The sequence below is a fragment of the Embleya hyalina genome (assembly GCF_003967355.1).
GTDB lineage: Bacteria > Actinomycetota > Actinomycetes > Streptomycetales > Streptomycetaceae > Embleya > Embleya hyalina.
The window spans coordinates 161682-180287 of sequence record NZ_BIFH01000022.1; the positions used below are offsets into that span (position 1 = coordinate 161682).

The 18606-nt window shown below is 69.2% G+C and carries 18 protein-coding genes; 10 read left to right on the forward strand and 8 right to left on the reverse strand.

Annotated elements, in window-relative coordinates:
• The first annotated feature begins 20 nt into the window (after positions 1-20).
• Entirely contained in the window at positions 21-431 is a 411-nt protein-coding gene (locus tag EMA17_RS22850) for a hypothetical protein (protein ID WP_126638977.1), read from the forward strand.
• Between the two features lie 98 nt (positions 432-529).
• Here EMA17_RS22850 and EMA17_RS22855 read toward each other — a convergent pair whose 3' ends face one another.
• Positions 530-1477 (reverse strand): LysR substrate-binding domain-containing protein, encoded by a 948-nt coding sequence (locus tag EMA17_RS22855; RefSeq protein WP_160161516.1) that lies wholly within the window; start codon positions 1475-1477, stop codon positions 530-532.
• 155 nt (positions 1478-1632) lie between these two features.
• Positions 1633-2673 carry an NlpC/P60 family protein gene (locus EMA17_RS22860; protein ID WP_126638979.1) on the reverse strand — a complete coding sequence of 347 codons (1041 nt, stop codon included), beginning with the start codon at positions 2671-2673 and terminating at the stop codon, positions 1633-1635.
• An 11-nt stretch (positions 2674-2684) separates the two neighbouring features.
• Between EMA17_RS22860 and EMA17_RS22865 the strand changes: the two genes are divergently transcribed.
• Positions 2685-3575 (forward strand): hypothetical protein, encoded by an 891-nt coding sequence (locus EMA17_RS22865; protein ID WP_126638980.1) that lies wholly within the window; start codon positions 2685-2687, stop codon positions 3573-3575.
• Between the two features lie 385 nt (positions 3576-3960).
• On the opposite strand, the gene EMA17_RS22870 is transcribed toward EMA17_RS22865, so the two are convergent.
• Positions 3961-5052, reverse strand: a complete 1092-nt coding sequence (locus EMA17_RS22870) for a RodZ family helix-turn-helix domain-containing protein (protein ID WP_160161517.1) — start codon at positions 5050-5052, stop codon at positions 3961-3963.
• A 519-nt stretch (positions 5053-5571) separates the two neighbouring features.
• On the opposite strand from EMA17_RS22870, the gene EMA17_RS22875 reads away from it, so the two are divergent.
• The 6 genes from EMA17_RS22875 (at position 5572) to EMA17_RS22900 (ending at position 12492) form a co-directional block, all read left to right on the forward strand.
• Positions 5572-6654 carry a C40 family peptidase gene (locus tag EMA17_RS22875; protein WP_126638982.1) on the forward strand — a complete coding sequence of 361 codons (1083 nt, stop codon included), beginning with the start codon at positions 5572-5574 and terminating at the stop codon, positions 6652-6654.
• 8 nt (positions 6655-6662) lie between these two features.
• Positions 6663-7334 (forward strand): hypothetical protein, encoded by a 672-nt coding sequence (locus EMA17_RS22880; RefSeq protein ID WP_126638983.1) that lies wholly within the window; start codon positions 6663-6665, stop codon positions 7332-7334.
• A 797-nt stretch (positions 7335-8131) separates the two neighbouring features.
• Positions 8132-8890 (forward strand): metallophosphoesterase, encoded by a 759-nt coding sequence (locus tag EMA17_RS22885; RefSeq protein WP_126638984.1) that lies wholly within the window; start codon positions 8132-8134, stop codon positions 8888-8890.
• A 258-nt stretch (positions 8891-9148) separates the two neighbouring features.
• Positions 9149-10222, forward strand: a complete 1074-nt coding sequence (locus tag EMA17_RS51910) for a hypothetical protein (RefSeq protein ID WP_160161518.1) — start codon at positions 9149-9151, stop codon at positions 10220-10222.
• Positions 10223-10391: 169 nt separating this feature from the next.
• Positions 10392-11924 carry an RNA-guided endonuclease InsQ/TnpB family protein gene (locus EMA17_RS22895; RefSeq protein ID WP_160161519.1) on the forward strand — a complete coding sequence of 511 codons (1533 nt, stop codon included), beginning with the start codon at positions 10392-10394 and terminating at the stop codon, positions 11922-11924.
• A 79-nt stretch (positions 11925-12003) separates the two neighbouring features.
• Positions 12004-12492: a MarR family winged helix-turn-helix transcriptional regulator gene (locus tag EMA17_RS22900; protein WP_126638986.1), complete on the forward strand. Its 489-nt coding sequence runs from the start codon at positions 12004-12006 to the stop codon at positions 12490-12492.
• 102 nt (positions 12493-12594) lie between these two features.
• Here the strand turns inward: EMA17_RS22900 and EMA17_RS22905 are convergent, their stop codons facing one another.
• Positions 12595-12915 carry a PadR family transcriptional regulator gene (locus EMA17_RS22905; RefSeq protein ID WP_218042985.1) on the reverse strand — a complete coding sequence of 107 codons (321 nt, stop codon included), beginning with the start codon at positions 12913-12915 and terminating at the stop codon, positions 12595-12597.
• Positions 12916-13102: 187 nt separating this feature from the next.
• Here EMA17_RS22905 and EMA17_RS22910 point away from each other — a divergent pair, with 187 nt between their 5' ends.
• On the forward strand, positions 13103-13891 hold the full coding sequence (locus EMA17_RS22910) for a hypothetical protein (RefSeq protein ID WP_174861421.1): 789 nt from the start codon (positions 13103-13105) through the stop codon (positions 13889-13891).
• 31 nt (positions 13892-13922) lie between these two features.
• Here the strand turns inward: EMA17_RS22910 and EMA17_RS22915 are convergent, their stop codons facing one another.
• The 3 genes from EMA17_RS22915 to EMA17_RS22925 are packed head-to-tail and all read right to left on the reverse strand — an operon-like array spanning position 13923 to position 16023.
• Positions 13923-15125: a hypothetical protein gene (locus tag EMA17_RS22915; protein ID WP_126638987.1), complete on the reverse strand. Its 1203-nt coding sequence runs from the start codon at positions 15123-15125 to the stop codon at positions 13923-13925.
• Positions 15104-15769, reverse strand: coding sequence for an MFS transporter (locus EMA17_RS22920; RefSeq protein ID WP_126638988.1), 666 nt, complete (start codon positions 15767-15769; stop codon positions 15104-15106). The genes EMA17_RS22915 and EMA17_RS22920 overlap by 22 nt, the downstream gene beginning before the upstream one ends.
• Positions 15770-15792: 23 nt before the next feature.
• Positions 15793-16023 carry a hypothetical protein gene (locus EMA17_RS22925; RefSeq protein ID WP_126638989.1) on the reverse strand — a complete coding sequence of 77 codons (231 nt, stop codon included), beginning with the start codon at positions 16021-16023 and terminating at the stop codon, positions 15793-15795.
• Between the two features lie 242 nt (positions 16024-16265).
• On the opposite strand from EMA17_RS22925, the gene EMA17_RS22930 reads away from it, so the two are divergent.
• Positions 16266-17570: a patatin-like phospholipase family protein gene (locus tag EMA17_RS22930; protein ID WP_126638990.1), complete on the forward strand. Its 1305-nt coding sequence runs from the start codon at positions 16266-16268 to the stop codon at positions 17568-17570.
• 125 nt (positions 17571-17695) lie between these two features.
• Here the strand turns inward: EMA17_RS22930 and EMA17_RS22935 are convergent, their stop codons facing one another.
• Positions 17696-18499, reverse strand: coding sequence for an endonuclease I family protein (locus tag EMA17_RS22935; RefSeq protein WP_126638991.1), 804 nt, complete (start codon positions 18497-18499; stop codon positions 17696-17698).
• Between the last annotated feature and the right edge of the window lie 107 nt (positions 18500-18606).

Consider the following 18606-nt stretch of genomic DNA (forward strand, 5'->3'; position numbering starts at 1 on the left):
TCCGAAGCAGGGAGTGGCCGATGCTCATCTCCTTTTCCGCGTGGCGGGACTCGACGCACATCCCCCTCGCGGAGATCCTCCTGCGCCTCGGATCTCGCGGCCTCGTCCTGGAATGGTCGTGCGACATCGAGGAGATCACGCCGGGCCACCCACACGCCCCGAAGCTGGAGACCCTGTCGTCCCGCGACCGGATCTCCACCCTCGGGCTCCTGTCGCTGATCACTCCCGACACCCGGGTCATCAACGGCCGAGTCGAGGGCGCGACCGTCACCACGGGCGAGACCGTGCTCTCGATCGAAGCCCTCCACTGCTCCAGATGGCACATCGAGACATCGGACCCCGAAGTCCTCGACCTCTTCGCCACGACCTACCCCCTCATCCCCCGTGCATCCACCACCCGCAACGCGCACTCCTCCAGCACGCGGGGGTAGCCCCGAGCCGGGATCCCACCCCGACGCCGCGCCGAACGGCGAGGCCGATCAGCGTGTCGACGGGAGTGCCTTCGGATCCGGTCTCGTCACGACGGGGATCACGTCCGGTGGGGGGTTCGCGTGACTCCGGCCGGACGTGCGCGGAGCGCCTGCTCGAGGGTATGCCGCACCGCCCGGCGGAAGGCGAGGACGACCGGGCGCGAACTCCGGTCCCGCCGCACGGTCATCGACAGACTTCGTCGACCGGCCTCCCCGATCGACACGGTCGGTCCGGTCGGCGTTCCGTCGCCCCAGGCCAGATCGGGCAGGAGAGCGACCGCGTGGCCGTCCTCGACCAATCGCACGCGCACCGTCGGATCGCGCGACTCGAAGCGCACGTCCGCCTCGATGCCCGCACGCGCGAGAAGGGCGTCCGCCCAGCGCCGCGAAGGGGTGTCGATCGGCTCCATCACCCACGGCTGCTCGGCCAGGGCCACGATCGTGCTCCAGGGGCGGTCCCGGTTCACCGTTGTTCCCGGCGGCAGCGCCAACCACACGCTGTCGTGCCCGAGTTCGGTCACCTCCACGTCCGCGGGCCACGCGGGCGGCTCACCCGGATACTCCTCCACGAGGGCGATGTCGATCTCCCCGGCCGACAACGCGGCCGGGGCCGCGTCCGGCGCATGGTCCGTGAGTCGGACCAGCAGCTCGGGATGCCTGCCGCGCAACAGGTTCAGCACCGCCGACATCAGCGACGGCGCGGCTATGTTGAATCCCGCCACCCGTACGGTCCCGATCAACGCCGCGGGCGACGCAGCCACATCGACCTCCGCCTGAGCCAGCCGCGCCAGGATCGCCTCCGTGTGGGCCACCAGGATCTCCGCCTGCACGCTCAGCCGCACCCGTCGCTCCGCCAGTTCCAGTAGGGGAACGCCGATGTCCGCCTCCAGGAGCGCGAGTTCGCGCGCGACGGAGGCGGACGTGGAGGACATGGTCGCGGCAACGGCACCCAGCGTGCCCTGAACCCCGAACTCGCGCAGCATCCGCAGCCGTTGGATATCGAGCACGTGTGCCTCTCGTGGTTGGTGAAGGTGGTGTACCGGGAACGACGGCGACCGGGAAGCGGAGCCCGTGTCCGGGGCCGAGGGGTCGAACCGAGGGGGAGCGGTTGCCGGTGAAGCGTCGCTTCGGATGCGAGCGATGGCGTTTGCGGTCGGCTCGCTCATACCAGGAGCGATCGACTCCCCGGGCGCACCGCCCCCACGAACTCGGAGGCGTAATAGGCGCCCGGAGCAAAGACGTCACGAATCACCCTCACCTTGGCGCCGCTGTGCGGAGCCTCCACGACCGCGCCATCTCCCAGATAGATGCCGACGTGATGGATCTGGGATGTGGATTTTCCGTAGCCGAGCAGCAGCAGATCCCCGGGTCTCAGTGAATTCTGATCGGTAATGACGGGCTGAAATTTTCTCCATATTTCCTGTGTGTTGTGTGGCAGAGTCACGCCGATTTGCGCATACGCGTAGAGCGCCAATCCGGAACAGTCGAATCCCATCTTCTTCGCGTCCTGCTTGATCCCGTAACTTTGCCCCGTCGCGTTTCCGCCGCCCCATGAATAGGCTACGCCGACCTGTTTCATGGCCGCTCCGATGACGGTGCTTTCCTGTTTCGGAGTCATCGGCGCGAGGGCGACTTGCCGGCATTTGACTCCCTCGATCGCGCCGACTATTTGATTGGCCGGCTTTTCCCATTTTGCATATGCCTCCGGGAAAGCGGAGATTTGCACCTTCTGGGCGGCGATCGTCAGCGGCAGGGATTCCCAGTTCGGTAGGGCGATCAAGCGAGCATAGAAGAGCTTCGCACTGCTCTTCGGATCCATGCGCTCCTGCAGGGATCCCCACGAGTTGCGCTGTTGGAAGAGGCCTCGTGAATCTGGCCCGGCTTTGTCGCCGTGATTCAGAACCCGCAACGTACTTTCCTGCATCGCAGTCGCGACGGCAATGACCCATGCGCGCTGAGGAAGATTCATCTCTTTCCCGGCCGCGACGATGAGAGACGCATTTTGCAATTGTTCTCCCCGAAACCCCGCGATGCCGTTGGGAATGTTCGACCCGTCCGGGCTGCAGGCAACACCGTGCTGCCCGGCCGAGGCCGCTGCCTCGGACGTCGCGAATTGAGAGGGAACGATGACGGCGGTCACGATTGTGAGAAATACGACAAAAAGCGCACCGGGAAGGCATCCCAGCGCCAGCCATTTCTTCACGATCGATCACCGTGTTCTACGTGCGATTCGGACGTTCGTCCATTTCTGCACGGTGGCGGGCAGGTCGCACCGTGAGTGGCCATCGATACGCCAGGATGCAACGCGGGCGGAAATCGCACACGGAAAAATGCGCCTTTATTCGCACGGTTCCCGGGGATCGGTCGATCGCTCGACAGGTGGATGGAAAATGTCGTGTTTTTGCTTTCCTCGTCCGGGAGCGGCACGCAAGAATTACCGGCCGACTTGTGCCGGAATGCGAACAGGAACGGGGCGAAATGAAGCCGACCGGGCGCGGAAGGGACAACGGCGCGAGGAACGTGCTCGGTGTCGCACTTGTGGTCGTGTCGCTGACTGCCTGCGGCGCCGACACGGGATCGAGCCCCGTCCCCGTCGATGGCCCGTCGAGCTCGTTCGTGTTCGTGCCGCTGCCTACCGGCCGAACGAGTACGCCGATTCCCCGTGACACGGAAGGAGGGCGAGGTGTCCCGTCGTCGTCCGCGAGCCGGGAGCCGGTCCTGGACGGGCCGATCGCGGCGGCCCGTGAATGGCTCGTCCGGTACCGCTCCGTGAGCTGGACGGATTCCGCGCCCAGTGCGTGGGTCGACCGGATACGCCCCGTCGTCACCGACCGACTGGCCGCCGAGTACGAGCCGTTTCGCCAGGGTGGTGCGGCACGGTGGTCGGATTTCGTCGAGCGACGGTGTGCGACCACCGCGGAGGAGGTCGACGGCACCGTCCCCCGTGAGGCGCCGGCGACCGAGAGCGCGGTGTCGGTGCTGGTGAACGGCCGCGTCGTGACCAGGTGTGAGCGACGGAAGGACGTCGTCGAGGAGTTCAGTGCCGTGGTCGAAGTCGTGCGTGCCCCGGATGGTGTGTGGCGCGTCGATCAGCGGGACTGGTGACCGGGCACGAGGTATCGGAAGAACCCGGGCGATGCCGTCCCGTCGTGTCGGGATCGCGTCGGACGTGGTGGCGCGTTTGTCCATGCGCGGCGGCGGCTCGGCGGAGATCGTTGGCGAGCGGCCCGGACAGGGCGCGTCGTCCGGCATCGGTCGTAGGCAGGCGCGTGCGACGGCCGGTTTCCCCGGAGCGCGTATCGACCGGGTCGCTCGGGAAGTGGTTCCCGTCGTGTCGTCCGGCGCTTGGGGACGGCGACATGATGGGAACCACGGCACCCGTTCACGACGGGCCCATCCCGCCTCGGCGACGAACCCGGTGCGGCGCACGCCGTAGGCGGGTGAGCGATCACGCCCGACGGTGAGTGGCCCGAGGCGTACTCCGGCTGGGTTACTTGTTGTTGGTCAGTGTGATGGGCTTGCCGTCCAGGGTGTTTCCGGACTGGGTGAAGGGCGTGTACGGCTCGGGATTCGCCGAAGGCGGATATACGGGCGCGCCCTCGCGGTAGGAGTGGAACCGGTTGTTGGTCACGCTCATGTTCTTCGCGTGCAGGTAGAGCTGGTAGTAGCCGCCGCCGCGCAACTCGTTGCCGTCGAAGACGACGTTCTCGTTCACCCGGTCGTTCCAGGTCTGCAGCATCATGATCGCGGTCGTCTGTGCCTTGGTCCGCGGGTTCGGCGCGGTCATGTCGAAGACGTTGTTACGGATGACCAGGTTGCTGCACCCCATCGGATGCAGGGCCTCCATGTGGACCTCGGAGTTCGTGACCGGCGGCGGCGGGTCGAACACGGAGTTGCTCAGGGTCAGCCCGTCACACTTCCAGAATTTTCCGTCCCGTCGGTAGTTGGTCGCCTGAAAGTGCGTGGTGTCGGTCGCGCCGCGGAAGCGGGCCCGGTCGACGACGACGGTGTCCAGCCCCACGTTGTCGATCGTACGCACGTCGATATTGGTGAATCTCATGTTGCGCTTCACCGGAAGCGGCGCGATTCCGGTGCGACCGCGGTTGATCGCGATATAACCGTCGACCTTGACGTTGGTGACGGTGACGTCGTTGGCGACGACGAACAGGTTGCCCTGGATGTTCATGTTCGAGATCGAGGTGCCGTCGACGTTGATCTCCAAGTCGCCGGCGTGCTTGGCCAGGTTCGCTCCCGATCGGGTCCCGGCGCCGCCGGCCGCGGTCCTGTCCTCGGCCGCCGAGGTGGACCCCGTCTTGGATGTGCCGGCGGTGTCCGAACCGGACGCGCCTTCGGGCTTGTTCGAACCGGACGTCACAGGCGTGCCCGCAGAGGGGTCGTTCGCCGGGGTCGACGGGGCGTGGGTGGGGGAGGCCGCCGGCTCGGGGCCGGTCGCGCCGGGCAGCGGTACGACGACGGAGTCGGGCGTGGTGTTCGGCGACGGAGCCGTGGAGGCGACATTGCCGGTCGAGTCACCGGAGGAGATCGCGGCGACGGCCCCGCCGATCACGACGACGGCCGACACCGCGGCGGCGACAACGAGCCGGCGGCGTTTCACGGACGGTCGGCGACGGTCGGAAGTGGGAGGCGAAGTGCGAGACATGTGGGGATCCAAGTGTGCTCGTATCCGTCGGGAAGTCCGAAATTCCCGCTTCGAGATGAGCGCCCCCTCGTCGAGGCCGATCCGGAAAGGGAGACACCGCTCGGAATAATGCGTCGGCGAGTGCGGATGTTCAAGTCGGGAAACCCTTCGATATTCTCCTCGTCGGATCGACGCGTTTTTCCTATCCGCGCAGTCGAAACCGGAGTCCTGCCGGCCGTTTTTGGATCGTGAATACGATGGCCTTCGAGGACTTGATAGTCTGGCCGTCGCCGAGTACGGACTCGGGTGATTGCGTCGACGTTTGTGCCCGCTGGTCGGCCCGATGTCGGCTGTTCGTTCCACCGATTTCGACAGCTCGATGTCGTGTCGCAACGAGGTTCATCGGTTCATCGAGGCCCATTCGGGTCCATGGAATCGACCCACTAAGGAGAGTCGTCGCCCGTGGCGTCCCAACGTCGATCCGGACAGCACCGTAAGCCCAAGCCGCCCAGCGCGGTCCGTACCGCGGCGACCGTGGTCACGGCCGCCGCGGCGATGACCGGAGTGGTCGCCTTCTCCGGCGCCGCCTACGCCGACCCCGCTCCCTCGCTCCAGCAGGTCAAGGAGGAGGTGAATCGACTGCACGGCGAGGTGGTCAAGGCCACCGACGCCGCCAACGGCGTCGAGGAGCAGGTCAAGAGCCGGCAGGTCACGGTGGACCGCACCCAGGCCCGCATCACCGACGAGCAGGCGGCGCTGAACACCCTGCGCGACGAGATCGGCGTACTCGCGGCCGACGCCTACCGGGGCGGTGGACTTCCGCCCGCACTGTCCCTGGCGTTGAGCGGCGACCCGGAAGGATATCTGCAAAAGGCCCAGTTGATGGCGCAACTCGACGAGCGCCAGGTCGCCCGACTCCGCGAGATCGCGACCCGGGCCCGGGTACTGCGCCAGGACCGTGCCGACGCGTCCTCGCAACTCGCGGAACTGGAAAAGCTGCGCACCGAGTTGACCACGGGCAGGGCCGAGATCCAAAGGAAGCTCGGCGAGGCGCAGCGGCTGCTCAACACGCTCACTCGCAAGCAGCAGGAGGAGATTCTCGCCTCCGACGAGCACGGCGCGACCGACGTCGCCCGGGACACACCGCACGGCTCGCGCGACAAACCGACGACTCCGTCCGCGGACGTACCCGTGTCGGGGCGGGCCGGCAAGGCCATCGAGTTCGCCCGCGAACAGATCGGCAAGCCGTACGTCTCCGGCGCCGAAGGGCCAGACAGTTACGACTGTTCGGGTCTGACCCAGGCTTCCTGGGCAGCCGCGGGGGTCAAGCTCAGCCGCACCACGTACACCCAGATCAAGGACGGCCCCGGCGTGGAGAAAGGCGCTCTCCTGCCGGGGGACCTGGTCTTCTTCTACCCGGACAACCGGCATGTGGGCCTGTACATCGGCAACCGGCAGATCATCCACGCCCCGCGCCCGGGGGTGGCCGTCAAGATCGACCCGGTCGACTCGATGCCGTTCCTCAAGGCGATTCGGCCCGGATAGCCACCCCGGTGACGGAGTCCACGACCGGGAGGTACGACGCCGCTTTGGACACGTTGGAGGACATCGGCTGGACGGTGCTCGAAGCGGATGAGGAGGACGTGCCCGAGGCGAACCCGTTTCTGCGGCTGCCCGTCGACGAGGACGACAGCTTCGACGCGGACGGCAACGTCGTTCGGGAACTGCGAGTGACCTGGCGCGGAAGCGCCGCCGACGCGCAGGTCGCCTTCGCCGCCCAGGGCCTCGTCCTCGTCATCCCCCTCACACAGGACGAGGGCGTCGCCACCCTGCTGCCGCAGGACACCGCCGCGCGTGACTTGCAGAGGATCATGCGGGTGTTCGCCGGGCTCCGCGCGCGGGGTTATGTCGCCGAGGGAGCCTTGGCCTGGGCCAACACGGACGGCTGGGCGTCCGTCCGAAGCCGTGGCGGTGACGCGGGCGCCGTGTTCTGGACGACACAGAATCACGAGAACTGCTTCGATCGGGACTGCGACCTGCTGTTGCCCCTGCCCCTGCAGTGGGCCGGGGACGAACGGCGACTCGCCGAGGCGTTGGCGGTCTGCGGCCTCGGTGTCGAGGTGCCCGATTCCGAGGACGTCGTCTTCTACCTCCTCCCCCGTTCGGATGCTTCGAGTGCCTCCGGTGTCTGCCGACGGACGTTGGCGTCGACGGGGGCGGGGTGATCGACTGTCGCGGAATTCCTATGCGCGGGCGGCTCGACAGGCGACCATGTCCGACGTCGAGGATGGCTCGGTCACCGCTCGACGGGGCCGGATCCGGCGCTCCCCGCGAGGGAGTTCCCGGTGTGGAGGGATCGTGTCCCGGTTCATCGCGACCGGTCGCGCTCGTCGCGGACCCGGTGCGACCCTTCACCCGGGTGTCACACCGGCCGGGATCGAGACCGCGGTATCACCCGGCTCGAATCCCGCGACCGGGGTGCGATGTATCCCGAAACCTCATGTGGTCGAGGCGAGTTCGCATGCCGTGGGAGGTCGTCCGCGACTGCTCCGGGGTGGCGGGCCCGCGGCGCCACGCGATGTGGGCGGCCGCGCCCGTCCGGGCGCAGCCGCCTGCGGTACTCATGGAACCCGAGGTCGCCAACGGGGGGTCGCGACATTCCATGGCTCCCGCCCGCCAACCATCGCCGAACGGCGGCGACGCCGCCAAGGAAGAACGCGACACCGAGGAACGTCGGTGTACGAATGCGCGGACGGGATCCGAGGCCCCCGACGACACCACAAGAAGGTCTTGGGCTACCTCACACGGACCGGTGGTCTGCGAGGGATGTGCGGCGTGCCGCGAGGCCGGTGCGGACGCATAGCGTTGATCCACACGACCCCGTCGCCCAGCCCCACGCACCGGCGGCACGGTCCCGGTGGCGGCGAAGGGTGGTCTCGCGCCCGCCGTCGTGGGGTGCCGTGTCGACGGCATCGCGGTACCCGCCCCGTTTGCCTTCCATCCCTTTGCGAGGATCCGTCGCATGTTCGTGTTCGCGCACGTGAGTGATATCCATATCGACGGCACGCGCCGCAGCGCCGCGCGCGCCCGCACCGTGATGAGCTATCTCGACGCGTTTCCCGGGGACCTGGACGCGATCCTGGTGACCGGGGACGTCGCCGGCAACGGCCTGCCGGCCGAGTATGTCGGGGCCCGCACGCTCTTGACCTCTCGTCATCCGGTGTTGGCGCTGCCCGGCAACCAGGATGTGCGCGGGTTGTTTCGTGCGGGACTGCTGGGCGACGCGGGCGGGGTCGACAGCGACGCTCCGATCAACCGGGTGTACCGCTCGGCCAACGCCACATACGTGTTGTGCGACTGGCTGAGTCCGGGCCGCGTCGACGAACCGCCGACCGATGAGACGCTGACCTGGCTGAGCAGCATCCTGGACGCGTCGACCGGCGCCTCCCCGGTGTTCGTGGCCTTCCATCATCCGCCGGTGGAACTGGGCGCCCCCGACGCCGAGCCGGTCCGGCGTTTCCACGCCGACCGGCTCGCCGAGGTGGTCGCGGATCGGCCGGACGTGGTGGCGTTCCTGTGCGGACACGCGCACGCTCCGGTGGCCACGACGTTCGCGGGCAGGCCGCTGATCGTCGCGCCGGGAGTGGTCTCGGGAGCCCGGCTGCCCTGGGAACACCCGGTCGGGGACGTCTCCGTCGACCGCACGATCCCGCCCGCGCTCGCCTTCCACGTCCTCGACGACGCGGGCAGACTGACCACCCATTACCGGGTTCTCCGCTGAGTGGCCGTGAGACGGTTTCCGGAAGCCTCGTCGAGACATCCCGATGCCGGATCGGAAACGGTCACGGCAGCGGTATCCGGAGTCGATTCAAGGCGTACATTGAATGCGTGATATCGGATGAGAAAAAGTAAAAACACGCCATAAATGCGTCGATGCGGCCGGCCGAAAACCGTGCTATCAATCATTTGTCCCTCCGCGTCCGGTCGAAGCGAACGATGCGCGGACAAGAGCGATAAATCGGGGAACACGATGCCATCAGTGGTCCGCAATCGACGTTCACAACGGGTCGCCGCACTCGCGGTCTCGGCAGGCGTCCTGGTCGGCGTCCAGATGGGCGCGGCGGCGCTGGTGACCGCCGCGCCGGTCGCCGAACCCGCCTTCGACAACGGCAGCGAGCGTTTGAACGTACGCCCGGGCGACACGGAGACCGTGACCGTGAAGGCGCCCAAGGGAGACACCGCGACCTTCACCTTCGACAAGGCGTTGACGGGGGTGACCATCAAGCCGAGTTCCACCTGCTCCGGGTCCGGCCTGGTGTACACGTGCGCGGCCAACACCCTCGGGCTCGACAGCGAGTTGTGGAACTTCGCGCTCACCGCCGCTGCCGGGGTCACGGTTCCGCAGAACGTGAACCTGACCGTGACCGACAAGACCGGCAAGACCCTCAAGGGCACCGTCTCGGTCAACCACCGCAGCCAACTGGAGCCGCTGGCGCAGAGCCTCGTCTACGTGAACACCCAGACGGGCGTCGTCCAGGACGGCGGCATCCCGTTCAAGGTCACCAACCTGGGCAAGGACCCGAGCCCGGCGAAGCTCAAGATCACCGCCGTGTCCAACGTGCGCTTCACCGGCCCCTCCACCGGCGACGGCACGTGTGACGTGCAACCGACGGTCGTACAGTGCACCTTCGGTGCGATCGCGGGCACCACGGGCCAGGCGGCCTTCAAGGTCCCGGCCGTCTTCTCGGGCAAGGCACAGGATCTCGAACTCGAGGTGAGCGGCCCCAACTGGCAGCAGGATCCCAGCCGGGCCACCGCTCGGGCGCACTACACCAGCGACGTCCAGGCACCGCCGACCACGTCGCCCACGGCCACGCCGACCGGGACCGGATCGCCGACCCCGACGTCGACCGCGACGCCCACGACGTCGGACGATCCGACCGCGAGCGAGTCCGTGATACCCATCTCCCAGGGCGACGACGGGTCGGAGCTCGCCGAGACCGGTGGCGGCGGCAACGAACTGCCCCTGATTCTCTCGGGCGTCGCGCTGCTCGCGATCGGGGTGGCGGCCGCCCTGTACGCCCGGCGGCGACGCGGCATCGACGGCATCTGACGCGGACGTTCGGTCGCGGTCCCGGGAACGCCCGCGTCGGGGCCGCGATCGACCGTACGGCTTGGCGGGTATTTCCGAGCCGCGACCTCTCCCTTTTGATGGGATGTATTTCGGCCGTCACCCGATGGCCCGAGTGCATCGAGCGATCGCGACGAAGGGGGAATTCGGCATGGTCGAGACGACCATCCGATCCTTTCGATTCACGCTCGATCCCACGGCCGACCAGGAGATGAACCTCACGCGCCACGCCGGCGCGGCACGATGGGCCTACAACTGGGCCCTGGGGCACAAGATCGCGGCCTACGATCTTCGCAGAGCGGAGATTTCGGCATTGATCGAGAGCGGGCACACCGAGGCTTCGGCGAAAAAGGCGACGACGGTTCGCATTCCGAGCAAGGCGGCCATTCAAAAACATCTGAACAGGATCAAGGGCGACTCCCGTCGCCACCTTCCCGAGCCCCAGGCGTACGGGCCGCATCCGCCCTGCCCCTGGTGGCACGAGGTCTCGACGCACGCGTTCCAATCCGCGATGACGGACTGCGACACCGCCTGGGACAACTGGGTGAAGTCCGTCGCCGGCAAACGCGCGGGCCCCAGGGTGGGCATGCCCCGCTTCAAGCGCAAGGGCAGGGCCCGCGACTCGTTCCGTCTGTACGGCATCGGCCTGCGCCTGGACGGCTACCGTCGGATCAGCCTTCCCCGCATCGGCTCGGTGCGCCTGCACGATTCGGCCCGCCGACTGGGACGGCTGATCACGCGGGGGATCGCGACCATCAAGAACGTGACCGTCACGCGTCGCGGATCCCGCTGGTACGCCTGCGTGTTGACCGAAGTGACCGACGCGAGCCCGCCCACGCGAGCGCGGCGCGCCGGTGGCACGGTCGGGGTGGACCTGGGGGTGCGATGGTTGATCACGCTCTCCCGACCACTGGATCCCGCCGTGCCCGACAGCGACACGACGCCGAACCCGCGGTGGATCGAACGAGACGCCCGACGCCTGCGCAAGGCACATCGCAGGTTCTCCCGCACCGTCCGCGGCTCACAGCGCCGTCGCCGGGCCGCCCGGGCACTGGGCGCGATCCACGCCCGCGTCGCCGAACGCCGGGCGGGGCATCTGCATCGACTCACCAAGCGCATCACCACCACCTTCGACGTCATCGGCCTCGAACGCTTCGATCTCGTCCGGGCGAGCGCGTCCGCGCGCGGGACGGTCGAGCAACCCGGAACCAACGTCGGCGTCAAGTCCCGCTTCAACCGCCTCCTGCGGGACGCGGCCCTGGGCGAGACCCGCCGCCAGATCGACTACAAGGCACGCCGCTACGGCTCGACCGTCGTACACCTCGCCCCCGGAACGCCCACCAATGCGATCTGTTCGTCGTGCGCGTGGGAAAACCCACCCCCGCGCCTGGGCACCGATCGTTTCGCGTGTGGGAAGTGCGGCCTGCGCGTACGCCGCGCCGTCAACTCGGCGCGCAACATCGAACGATTGACACATCGATCGGTACACGTCGCCCCTGACACAGAGGAGACGCGAAACGCTCGTGGAGTGGTCTCGTCCGACGCCTCACCGGCGCCGAACGCGACCACGGGGAAGCGAGAAGGCCCGCAAGGGTCACCCCGACGGAGCAATCCGTCGGTCACCGGGTCCACCCCGGTCGAGTCGGAGACCGCCACCAGTGCGGGCATCCCGATCACCCGATGACCCGGGCACCCTCGCCCCGAGGCCCATCGGGCCGATGGTACGCGGCGGCGTACCGTCGGCCGGTGAGTATCGTTGTGCCATGGCCCAGACCCAGCGCGCGAACTCGGGCGACGCCCTCGCCCCCACCCGCCGCGACCCGGACCGTCCGGACCTGGCGGCGATGGTCGTACCGCTCGGACGGGCTCTGATGGCCGCCGAACTCCCCGTGCTGCGCGCACACGACCTGACCATGTGGGCGTACACGGTGCTGCTCGCCCTGGGCGACGAACCGGTGCGCTCCCAGGCCACGTTGGCCGAATCCATCGGCGCGGACAAGACGCGTGTGATCGCCGTACTGGACGACCTGGAACAGCGGGGCCTGATCCGTCGCCGCCCCGATCCGGCCGACCGGCGCGCCCGCCTGCTGTCGCTGACCGAGCAGGGCCACCGGGTACGCGCGGCCGTACGATCCGGGATCCGCGTCCGTGAGGAACGCCTCTTGGCGCGCCTCCCGGACGCCGACCGACTCGGCTTCCTGAACGCGCTGCGGACCCTGTCCGCCCTACCACCCGAGACCATCGCCGACTGAACCCACGACGATCGCGCGGGCGAGCGGGCGAGGCCGGCGCTCATCGAGGGGTGAACCGCTCCGGGGCACGGTCGCCAAGGGCACGATCGGTTGGCGCGAACGCTACGTCGTGGCGGGGGACCGGGCGGACGACGCCCCGCCCGGCGACTCCGTCGGGAGTCGCCGATCCTCCTCCGCCGCGGACCTCGCCACGGCGGTCAGCCGGTACACCCGTCGGGTCGTACCCTCCACCACCCGCCGATCGCACTCCAACAGCCCCTCGGCCTCCAGCCGGGAAAGGAGCGGATAGACCATCCCCGCGGTCACGACGTCCCCGTGTTCCGTCAGATCCCGCAGCACCCCCGCGCCGTGCACGGCGCCGCGCTCGTCGATCACCCGCAGGACGCGCGAACTCAACGATTCGCGTGCCGTATCGCCCGTCACGCGCGCCTCTCCCGAGTGGTACGCGTCTCGCGCGATTCGGGCCGTGGCATCGGGGATTTCCAGGTGTCGTGTTCCACGAGACGTACCTTGGCCTCGACGCCACCGGACCCGATTGTACAAACCCGCCCGCCGGCCCCACGGCGGTAAAGCGGTTGGTCACCCCCGGTCGACGTGCTCTACTGACCGCATGGAAGTCGGCGACGGTCGGATGCGGTTGCGCGTGACGAGTCATCCCGTGGCGGACCCGGAGTCCGGACTCGGGCGGATCCTGAGCACCGGACACATGCTCCGCGACACCGTCGTCCACCCGCCCGACCTGCGAGTCGCGTACCTGAAGGCGAATCGCGCCGATCTCCTGCGGCTGGGCGCGCTGTTCCGCGTCGCCGCCACGAGCCCGCACAGCGCGATCCACGTCCCGGTGCCGCCGGGCGCGCGACCGATGGCGACCTCCGCCGGGCGGGACATTCGTCCGCTGCCCTTGCTCGTGGCCCGCGAGGACACCGGACTGCGGACCCGCGACTGGCCGAAGTTGCGGCATCGGATGCGCCGAACCTCGACGCCGTCGCGTGTGACGGCTCCGGCACCTCGACCGGCCGACCGCGACGACGACGTCCTGCGCCGAGCCGACCGCCACCCCGCCCGCCTCGCCGAATGCGCCGCGACGATGGTCATCACCGCCCGTGCCGAAGTCCTGTTCATGATGGGGGACTGGCTCACCGCCGTCGGAGACCGGGTGGCCGGGGACCGCCACATCCACCGGACCGGCGAAAGCTTCCTCGGCGACATGGTCGGCTTCTTCCACCCCGACGGCGCGGACCGACCGATGCACGCGTTCTGCGTGGTCGCCGTCGACCCGTTCTTCCACCGGGCGCGCCGGCTCCGGCCACCGGGTGGGGGGCCTTCGTCGGGGGAACGTTCGCCAACCCCGCGACGACCCACCCGCGGACGCACGACCGCGAACCCGGCCCACCGCTGACACCGGACTCGATCGGGTGTCGACGGATGGCTCAGTCCTGCCAGTGGAACAGCAGGGTGTCGACGGTCAGGGGCTCGCGGTCGCCGAAGTGGTAGACGCACAGATCGGTGACTCGGATCGCGCCGGTGGCGTCGTCGATCCAGCGGAAGCCGGCCGCCTCGAGGGCCCGACGGGCGACAGGGTGGTCTTCGTTGCCGGTGGCGAACCGGCCGAGGGTGCTGATGAGCAGCTCGCCCTCGTCGCACACGATCACGTGGTAGGTCCCGTCGCCCTGTCGATGGTGATCGCCGCAGGAGACCGGTGGCATCGGCGCGAGGCCCGCCCGCGTCAACGCCGCCGTCGCGCGGCGCAGTTGCCCGTCCACGTCGGGACGCGCGGGTGGCTCGGCGCACAGGGCTTCGACGCGCCATCGCGGATCGCTCCGCCGTTGGCAACCACCCGCGTACTCGTGCACGATCGCGCTTCGGACCTCGTCGTCCAGGCCGGACACCTCGACCCGCGGGTGCCCCAGCGCGGCGTGGATGCGGCGGGTCTCGTCCGTGTCGCCGGTGAGGCGATGCAGCGCGAACACGGCCCACGACTTCGCCTCGACCGTCGGCGCCTCGTCGAGGTAACCGCGCAGGCGTGCCGGATCCGACAGGAGCGACTGGGCGAGGTACGCGACGTCACGGTCGGGGTCGGTCAGCGTTTCCGTCACGTCCGCTCCGGCACGATGGCGCATCCGGACGCGGAACATACGATCCTCGGGCCGGTCGCCGAGATCGGTCAGGATCGGCTCGACCCCGTAGCGCGCGACCAGGGCCTCCAGCCCGGCCTCGCCGATCCGCTGCCGGCGTCGCCACGCGGACGCCGCCAGCGTCGCCAACTCGGGCGCGGCCGAGCGGTCACCGACTTCGCCGCGGGCCCGAAGGATCGCCTCGGGCAGGCCGTACGAACGCTCCCGCCGCCCGTCCACGTCCCGCAGCCAGGGCATCAACTCCGGCCGTTCCACGAGCAGTTCGAGTAGCGCGATGCGAACCTCGGCCACCTCGTCCCGGTCCCGGACCCGTGCGACCAGGTCGGCGACCCGGTGCTCCGGAACCCGCCCGGTCAGTGCGCGCACGCAGGGCCCGCGTCGCCACCACGGGTGTGTCGGGTCGGCCGCGTAGCGGGCGAGTACGTCCGCGTCGAGCGCGCGCAGGCCGGCGACGTCCACCCGGCCTGCGGCCGGTATCAACACCTCGACGCTGCCCATTCACGGATGCTATCCCTCGAACGATCCTTCCGAACCCGAACATCCCGGTCCGTCACGCGACCTCGGCGCAGGTGGGCGAGAAGGCGGATCGTGCACGCGGCGGCGACGGTGTGGGCGAAGTAGCGGACGGCCGAGAGGAATCCGATTTGTCGGTGGCAAGGAAACCGACGGCGATGATGCGGAAGCCGGAGACCACGTCGGCGTGCCGATCGGCCGGGGCCGCCTGGATGATCGTGGTCAGGCCGCCCGAGGTATGCCAGGCCCTGGCCGATGCCGGCGATTGCGGTCGCGACCAGGAGGAGCGTCGGCGAGGACACGCCGCCGGCGACACCCGGCAGCACCAACCCGAGTGCCGACAGCGGCAGCCCGCCGAGTTCCGGACGCCGGGCCGGTTTGCCGTGGCCGGCGAGTTGGGCGAGGGCGGAGCACACGAGCACGAGCGCGACGGCGGCTCCGCCGAGCAGGAGATTCGTGCTGCCGGACAGGGTTGCCGTGTACGTGGGCACGAGGGTCGGGAACAGCCCGATCACGGCGAACGCCAGGAAGCTGGTGGTGCCGCTGGTGGCGAACACCGGTCGCAGGGCGGCGAGCACGTCGGGGCGGCGGGCGCGCCGGCGTTGCGGCGTGGGCGGCTCCGAGAGCATGCGGATCGCGATCGTCGCGGGGATCAGGGCGACCTCGCCGTATCGCAGGGACGCGACGTGATCGCACGGCGATGACCGACATCGGCCGATCCCCTGGCCGCCCGAAGCCGCGCCCAGTGGAAATGTTCGAAGTGGCGGAAGTCGGCGAGATCGTCCGCCGGCTTCGGACACCCCGGATCGAGCGCGAACGCAGGATCGTCCCCATCCGGATTCTCGGGCGCGACATTGGGCCCTTCCCGGACGATGTCGGGCACCGGGTCGCGTTCTTCCTATGGCGGGTCTCGCGGCTCCGTTCACACTGATCACCCACTCGGTGCCGCGGAACGGCTCACCGACGACGCGTTCGTCGCCGTCGTCCGAGTCGTCACCGACCCCATACGAAGCCGCGCGGCTTCGGCTCCCCCCGACGCGATGCGGTCAACGCCCGGCTCCGGTGGTTTCGGTGAACGGGTGATCGGGCGGAAGGAACATGATGGCGGGTGCAGGCGGGCCGGGGATGGTCGCCAGAGCGACCCTTGCGACGATCACCCCCTACGTCGACGCCGCGTCCACCGCCGTTGCGGCCGAGGATCGCGGGAAGCCCGTGAACCCGCTTCGCGCCTCCGCCGTCGAGCGACTCGTGTGGCGGGTACCGCCGTCCGATCGGGACAACGTGCCCGACCGTCTACCGACGGGGCGCCCCCCGGTCATCGCCGTCGTCGGCTCCAGCGGCTTCCGCGCCAGTTGGCAGGCGGGTGTCCTTGACGCCTTGGAGGACATCGTCGACCCGATCCGGCTGGACCTCGCGTCGGGCGGAACGATCCCCGGCCTGGCGCTCGCCGCCGGGATCGGCAAACACCGGCGGCGCATCATCAACGCCGGAGCGCCGACCGGCGAGGCCATCACGCGGGTCGGCGGCCCGACTTGGTACGAGCGTGGAAACCTCGACCTCGCGGGCATCTACCACCTGGACGGGATCGAACGCTGGCTCGCCGCCTGGCTGGAGTGGGCGGGGATCCGGACGTTTCGCGACCTGCGCTACCGTCCGGGGGACAGCGCCCCGCGCGGCGTCACGCACCGGGTGGGCATCGGCGTCGTCGTCTGGCGCACGGCCGGCAGCCACCCGCGACGGTTCACCGCGGCGGAACTTCGCGACCCGCCGACCATTCGACGGTTGTTCCGGTGGGCGTTCTTCGGCCGTCAGTTCCCCTGGAAACACTTTCGTCAGATGTGGATCCCCGACACCGTCGGCGAGCATCTTCCGTGGCTGGCCGGGGAGATCGACGACCACAGTCCGGCCTTCTGGGCACGCGTGTCCATGAGCCAGTGGCCGTTCTTCCTGCCGACCGTGCTCCAGGATCCGGACACCGGACACCTGGTGTTCCTGGCGGACGGCGGCCACATTGACAACCAGCCCAGCCTGTTCAACGACGGACGTGTCCCCGACCATCCGATCATCAACCCGAGGTTGACGCAGAACGGTCGGCAGAACACTCGCGCCCAGCGCGAACGCGACGCCCGGCGCATGCCGTTCGGGCACGTAGCCCGCTTCCCGACCACCGCGGACACCCGTGTCGGACTGTCGGCCGGCGCGCGACTGGACTGGGCGGCCCGCGACCGCATGTGGCTCACCGGCCTGACCCAGGGTCGGCGATCGTTGCCCCGCGACGTGCGCCTGATGGCGTACCGCTACGCCTCGGCCCGGCAGGCGGCCGAGCGAGGCCTGCGGACGCGGATCGAGGTGCCCGGTCTGCACGGCTTCCAGGCGATCGCCGCCGCGGAACGCCCGGGCCGCAAGGTGATCATCGCCCTGCGCAGTTGAGCCGCAGCCGACGTCGCGGCGGCGCTTACCGAGGTCAGCGCACGAGGGCGCGCAACAAAGGAAGCCATCGTCCTTCTCCTGGACCTCGCCGCGCCCCCGGGGCGATCGACCTTCGTGGGGTCGGGCTACCAGATGGACGCGACCCACTCGGGGTGATCGATGAAGGGGTTGCGGTTGTGTTGGTAGTCGCGGTGGATGAGGTCGTTGCGACGTCGCTCGAAGGCGTCGGGCGGGTCCTGGGCGCTCCAGGCCTTGAGTACGGTGATTCGTCCGATGGCCGGGGCGGATCCGTTGCCCACACGGTCGTTGGGCTCCAGGTCGGGGAAGCCGTCGCCGCCGTCCCAGCGCACGGCCATGTAGAGGATCATGCGGGCGACATCGCCCTTGACCGCGTCGCGCGGCTCGAACGAGTCGCCGTCGGTGCGGCTGCCCGGTGCGCCGGTGACCGGGGAACCACCGTTGTCGAAGTCCTTGTCGCCCCGGACGCCGTTGACCGAGACGTCCTCCGGACGCAGATGATGCAGGTCGGTGCCGGGGCCGGTCGCGGTTCCGAAGCCGCCGTGGCTCTTGGCCCACACGTGTTCGCGGTTCCAGTCGCCGTTGCCGCCGCCCGATCGATTCTTGGCGATCGACCGGCCGGTGTAGAGCTCGATCACGTGCGACGGGTCGGCGGGATCCTCGTCGGTCGCACGCAACGCGTTCCAGACGCCGTCGTAGTTCACGGCGGAGGTGCCGCGACTGATGATGGTGTGCAGCGCGGCCTTCAACGCGGGCCCGCTCAGGCCCAGTGCCGACGCGTAGTAGTCGTCCGCCGCGGCCGTGTCCTTGCCGACGGGTGGTGCGTCGGGGGCGGCCTGTGCGGTCAGGGGGGTCACGAGGGATATCAGCATCGCGCCGAGCGCGATTCCGACAGGCGGTCCGAGACGCATGAGGGCTCCACGGGTGGTGGGGGCGACGTGGGTCGTTGGGGCGCGCGCCGTGCGGTCGACGGGGTGCCGTGGCGTGAACCACCCCGATCGAGGGGGCCGTTCCCGCC

What these genes read in the sequence shown, in the direction of transcription:
- EMA17_RS22850 (WP_126638977.1), top strand. Translation starts at nt 21, where the DNA reads ATGCTCATCTCCTTTTCCGCGTGGCGGGACTCGACGCACATCCCCCTC.
- EMA17_RS22885 (WP_126638984.1), top strand. Translation starts at nt 8,132, where the DNA reads ATGTTCGTGTTCGCGCACGTGAGTGATATCCATATCGACGGCACGCGC.
- EMA17_RS22895 (WP_160161519.1), top strand. Translation starts at nt 10,392, where the DNA reads ATGGTCGAGACGACCATCCGATCCTTTCGATTCACGCTCGATCCCACG.
- EMA17_RS22900 (WP_126638986.1), top strand. Translation starts at nt 12,004, where the DNA reads ATGGCCCAGACCCAGCGCGCGAACTCGGGCGACGCCCTCGCCCCCACC.
- EMA17_RS22910 (WP_174861421.1), top strand. Translation starts at nt 13,103, where the DNA reads ATGGAAGTCGGCGACGGTCGGATGCGGTTGCGCGTGACGAGTCATCCC.
- EMA17_RS22915 (WP_126638987.1), bottom strand. Translation starts at nt 15,125, where the DNA reads ATGGGCAGCGTCGAGGTGTTGATACCGGCCGCAGGCCGGGTGGACGTC.
- EMA17_RS22920 (WP_126638988.1), bottom strand. Translation starts at nt 15,769, where the DNA reads ATGCTCTCGGAGCCGCCCACGCCGCAACGCCGGCGCGCCCGCCGCCCC.
- EMA17_RS22930 (WP_126638990.1), top strand. Translation starts at nt 16,266, where the DNA reads ATGGTCGCCAGAGCGACCCTTGCGACGATCACCCCCTACGTCGACGCC.
- EMA17_RS22935 (WP_126638991.1), bottom strand. Translation starts at nt 18,499, where the DNA reads ATGCGTCTCGGACCGCCTGTCGGAATCGCGCTCGGCGCGATGCTGATA.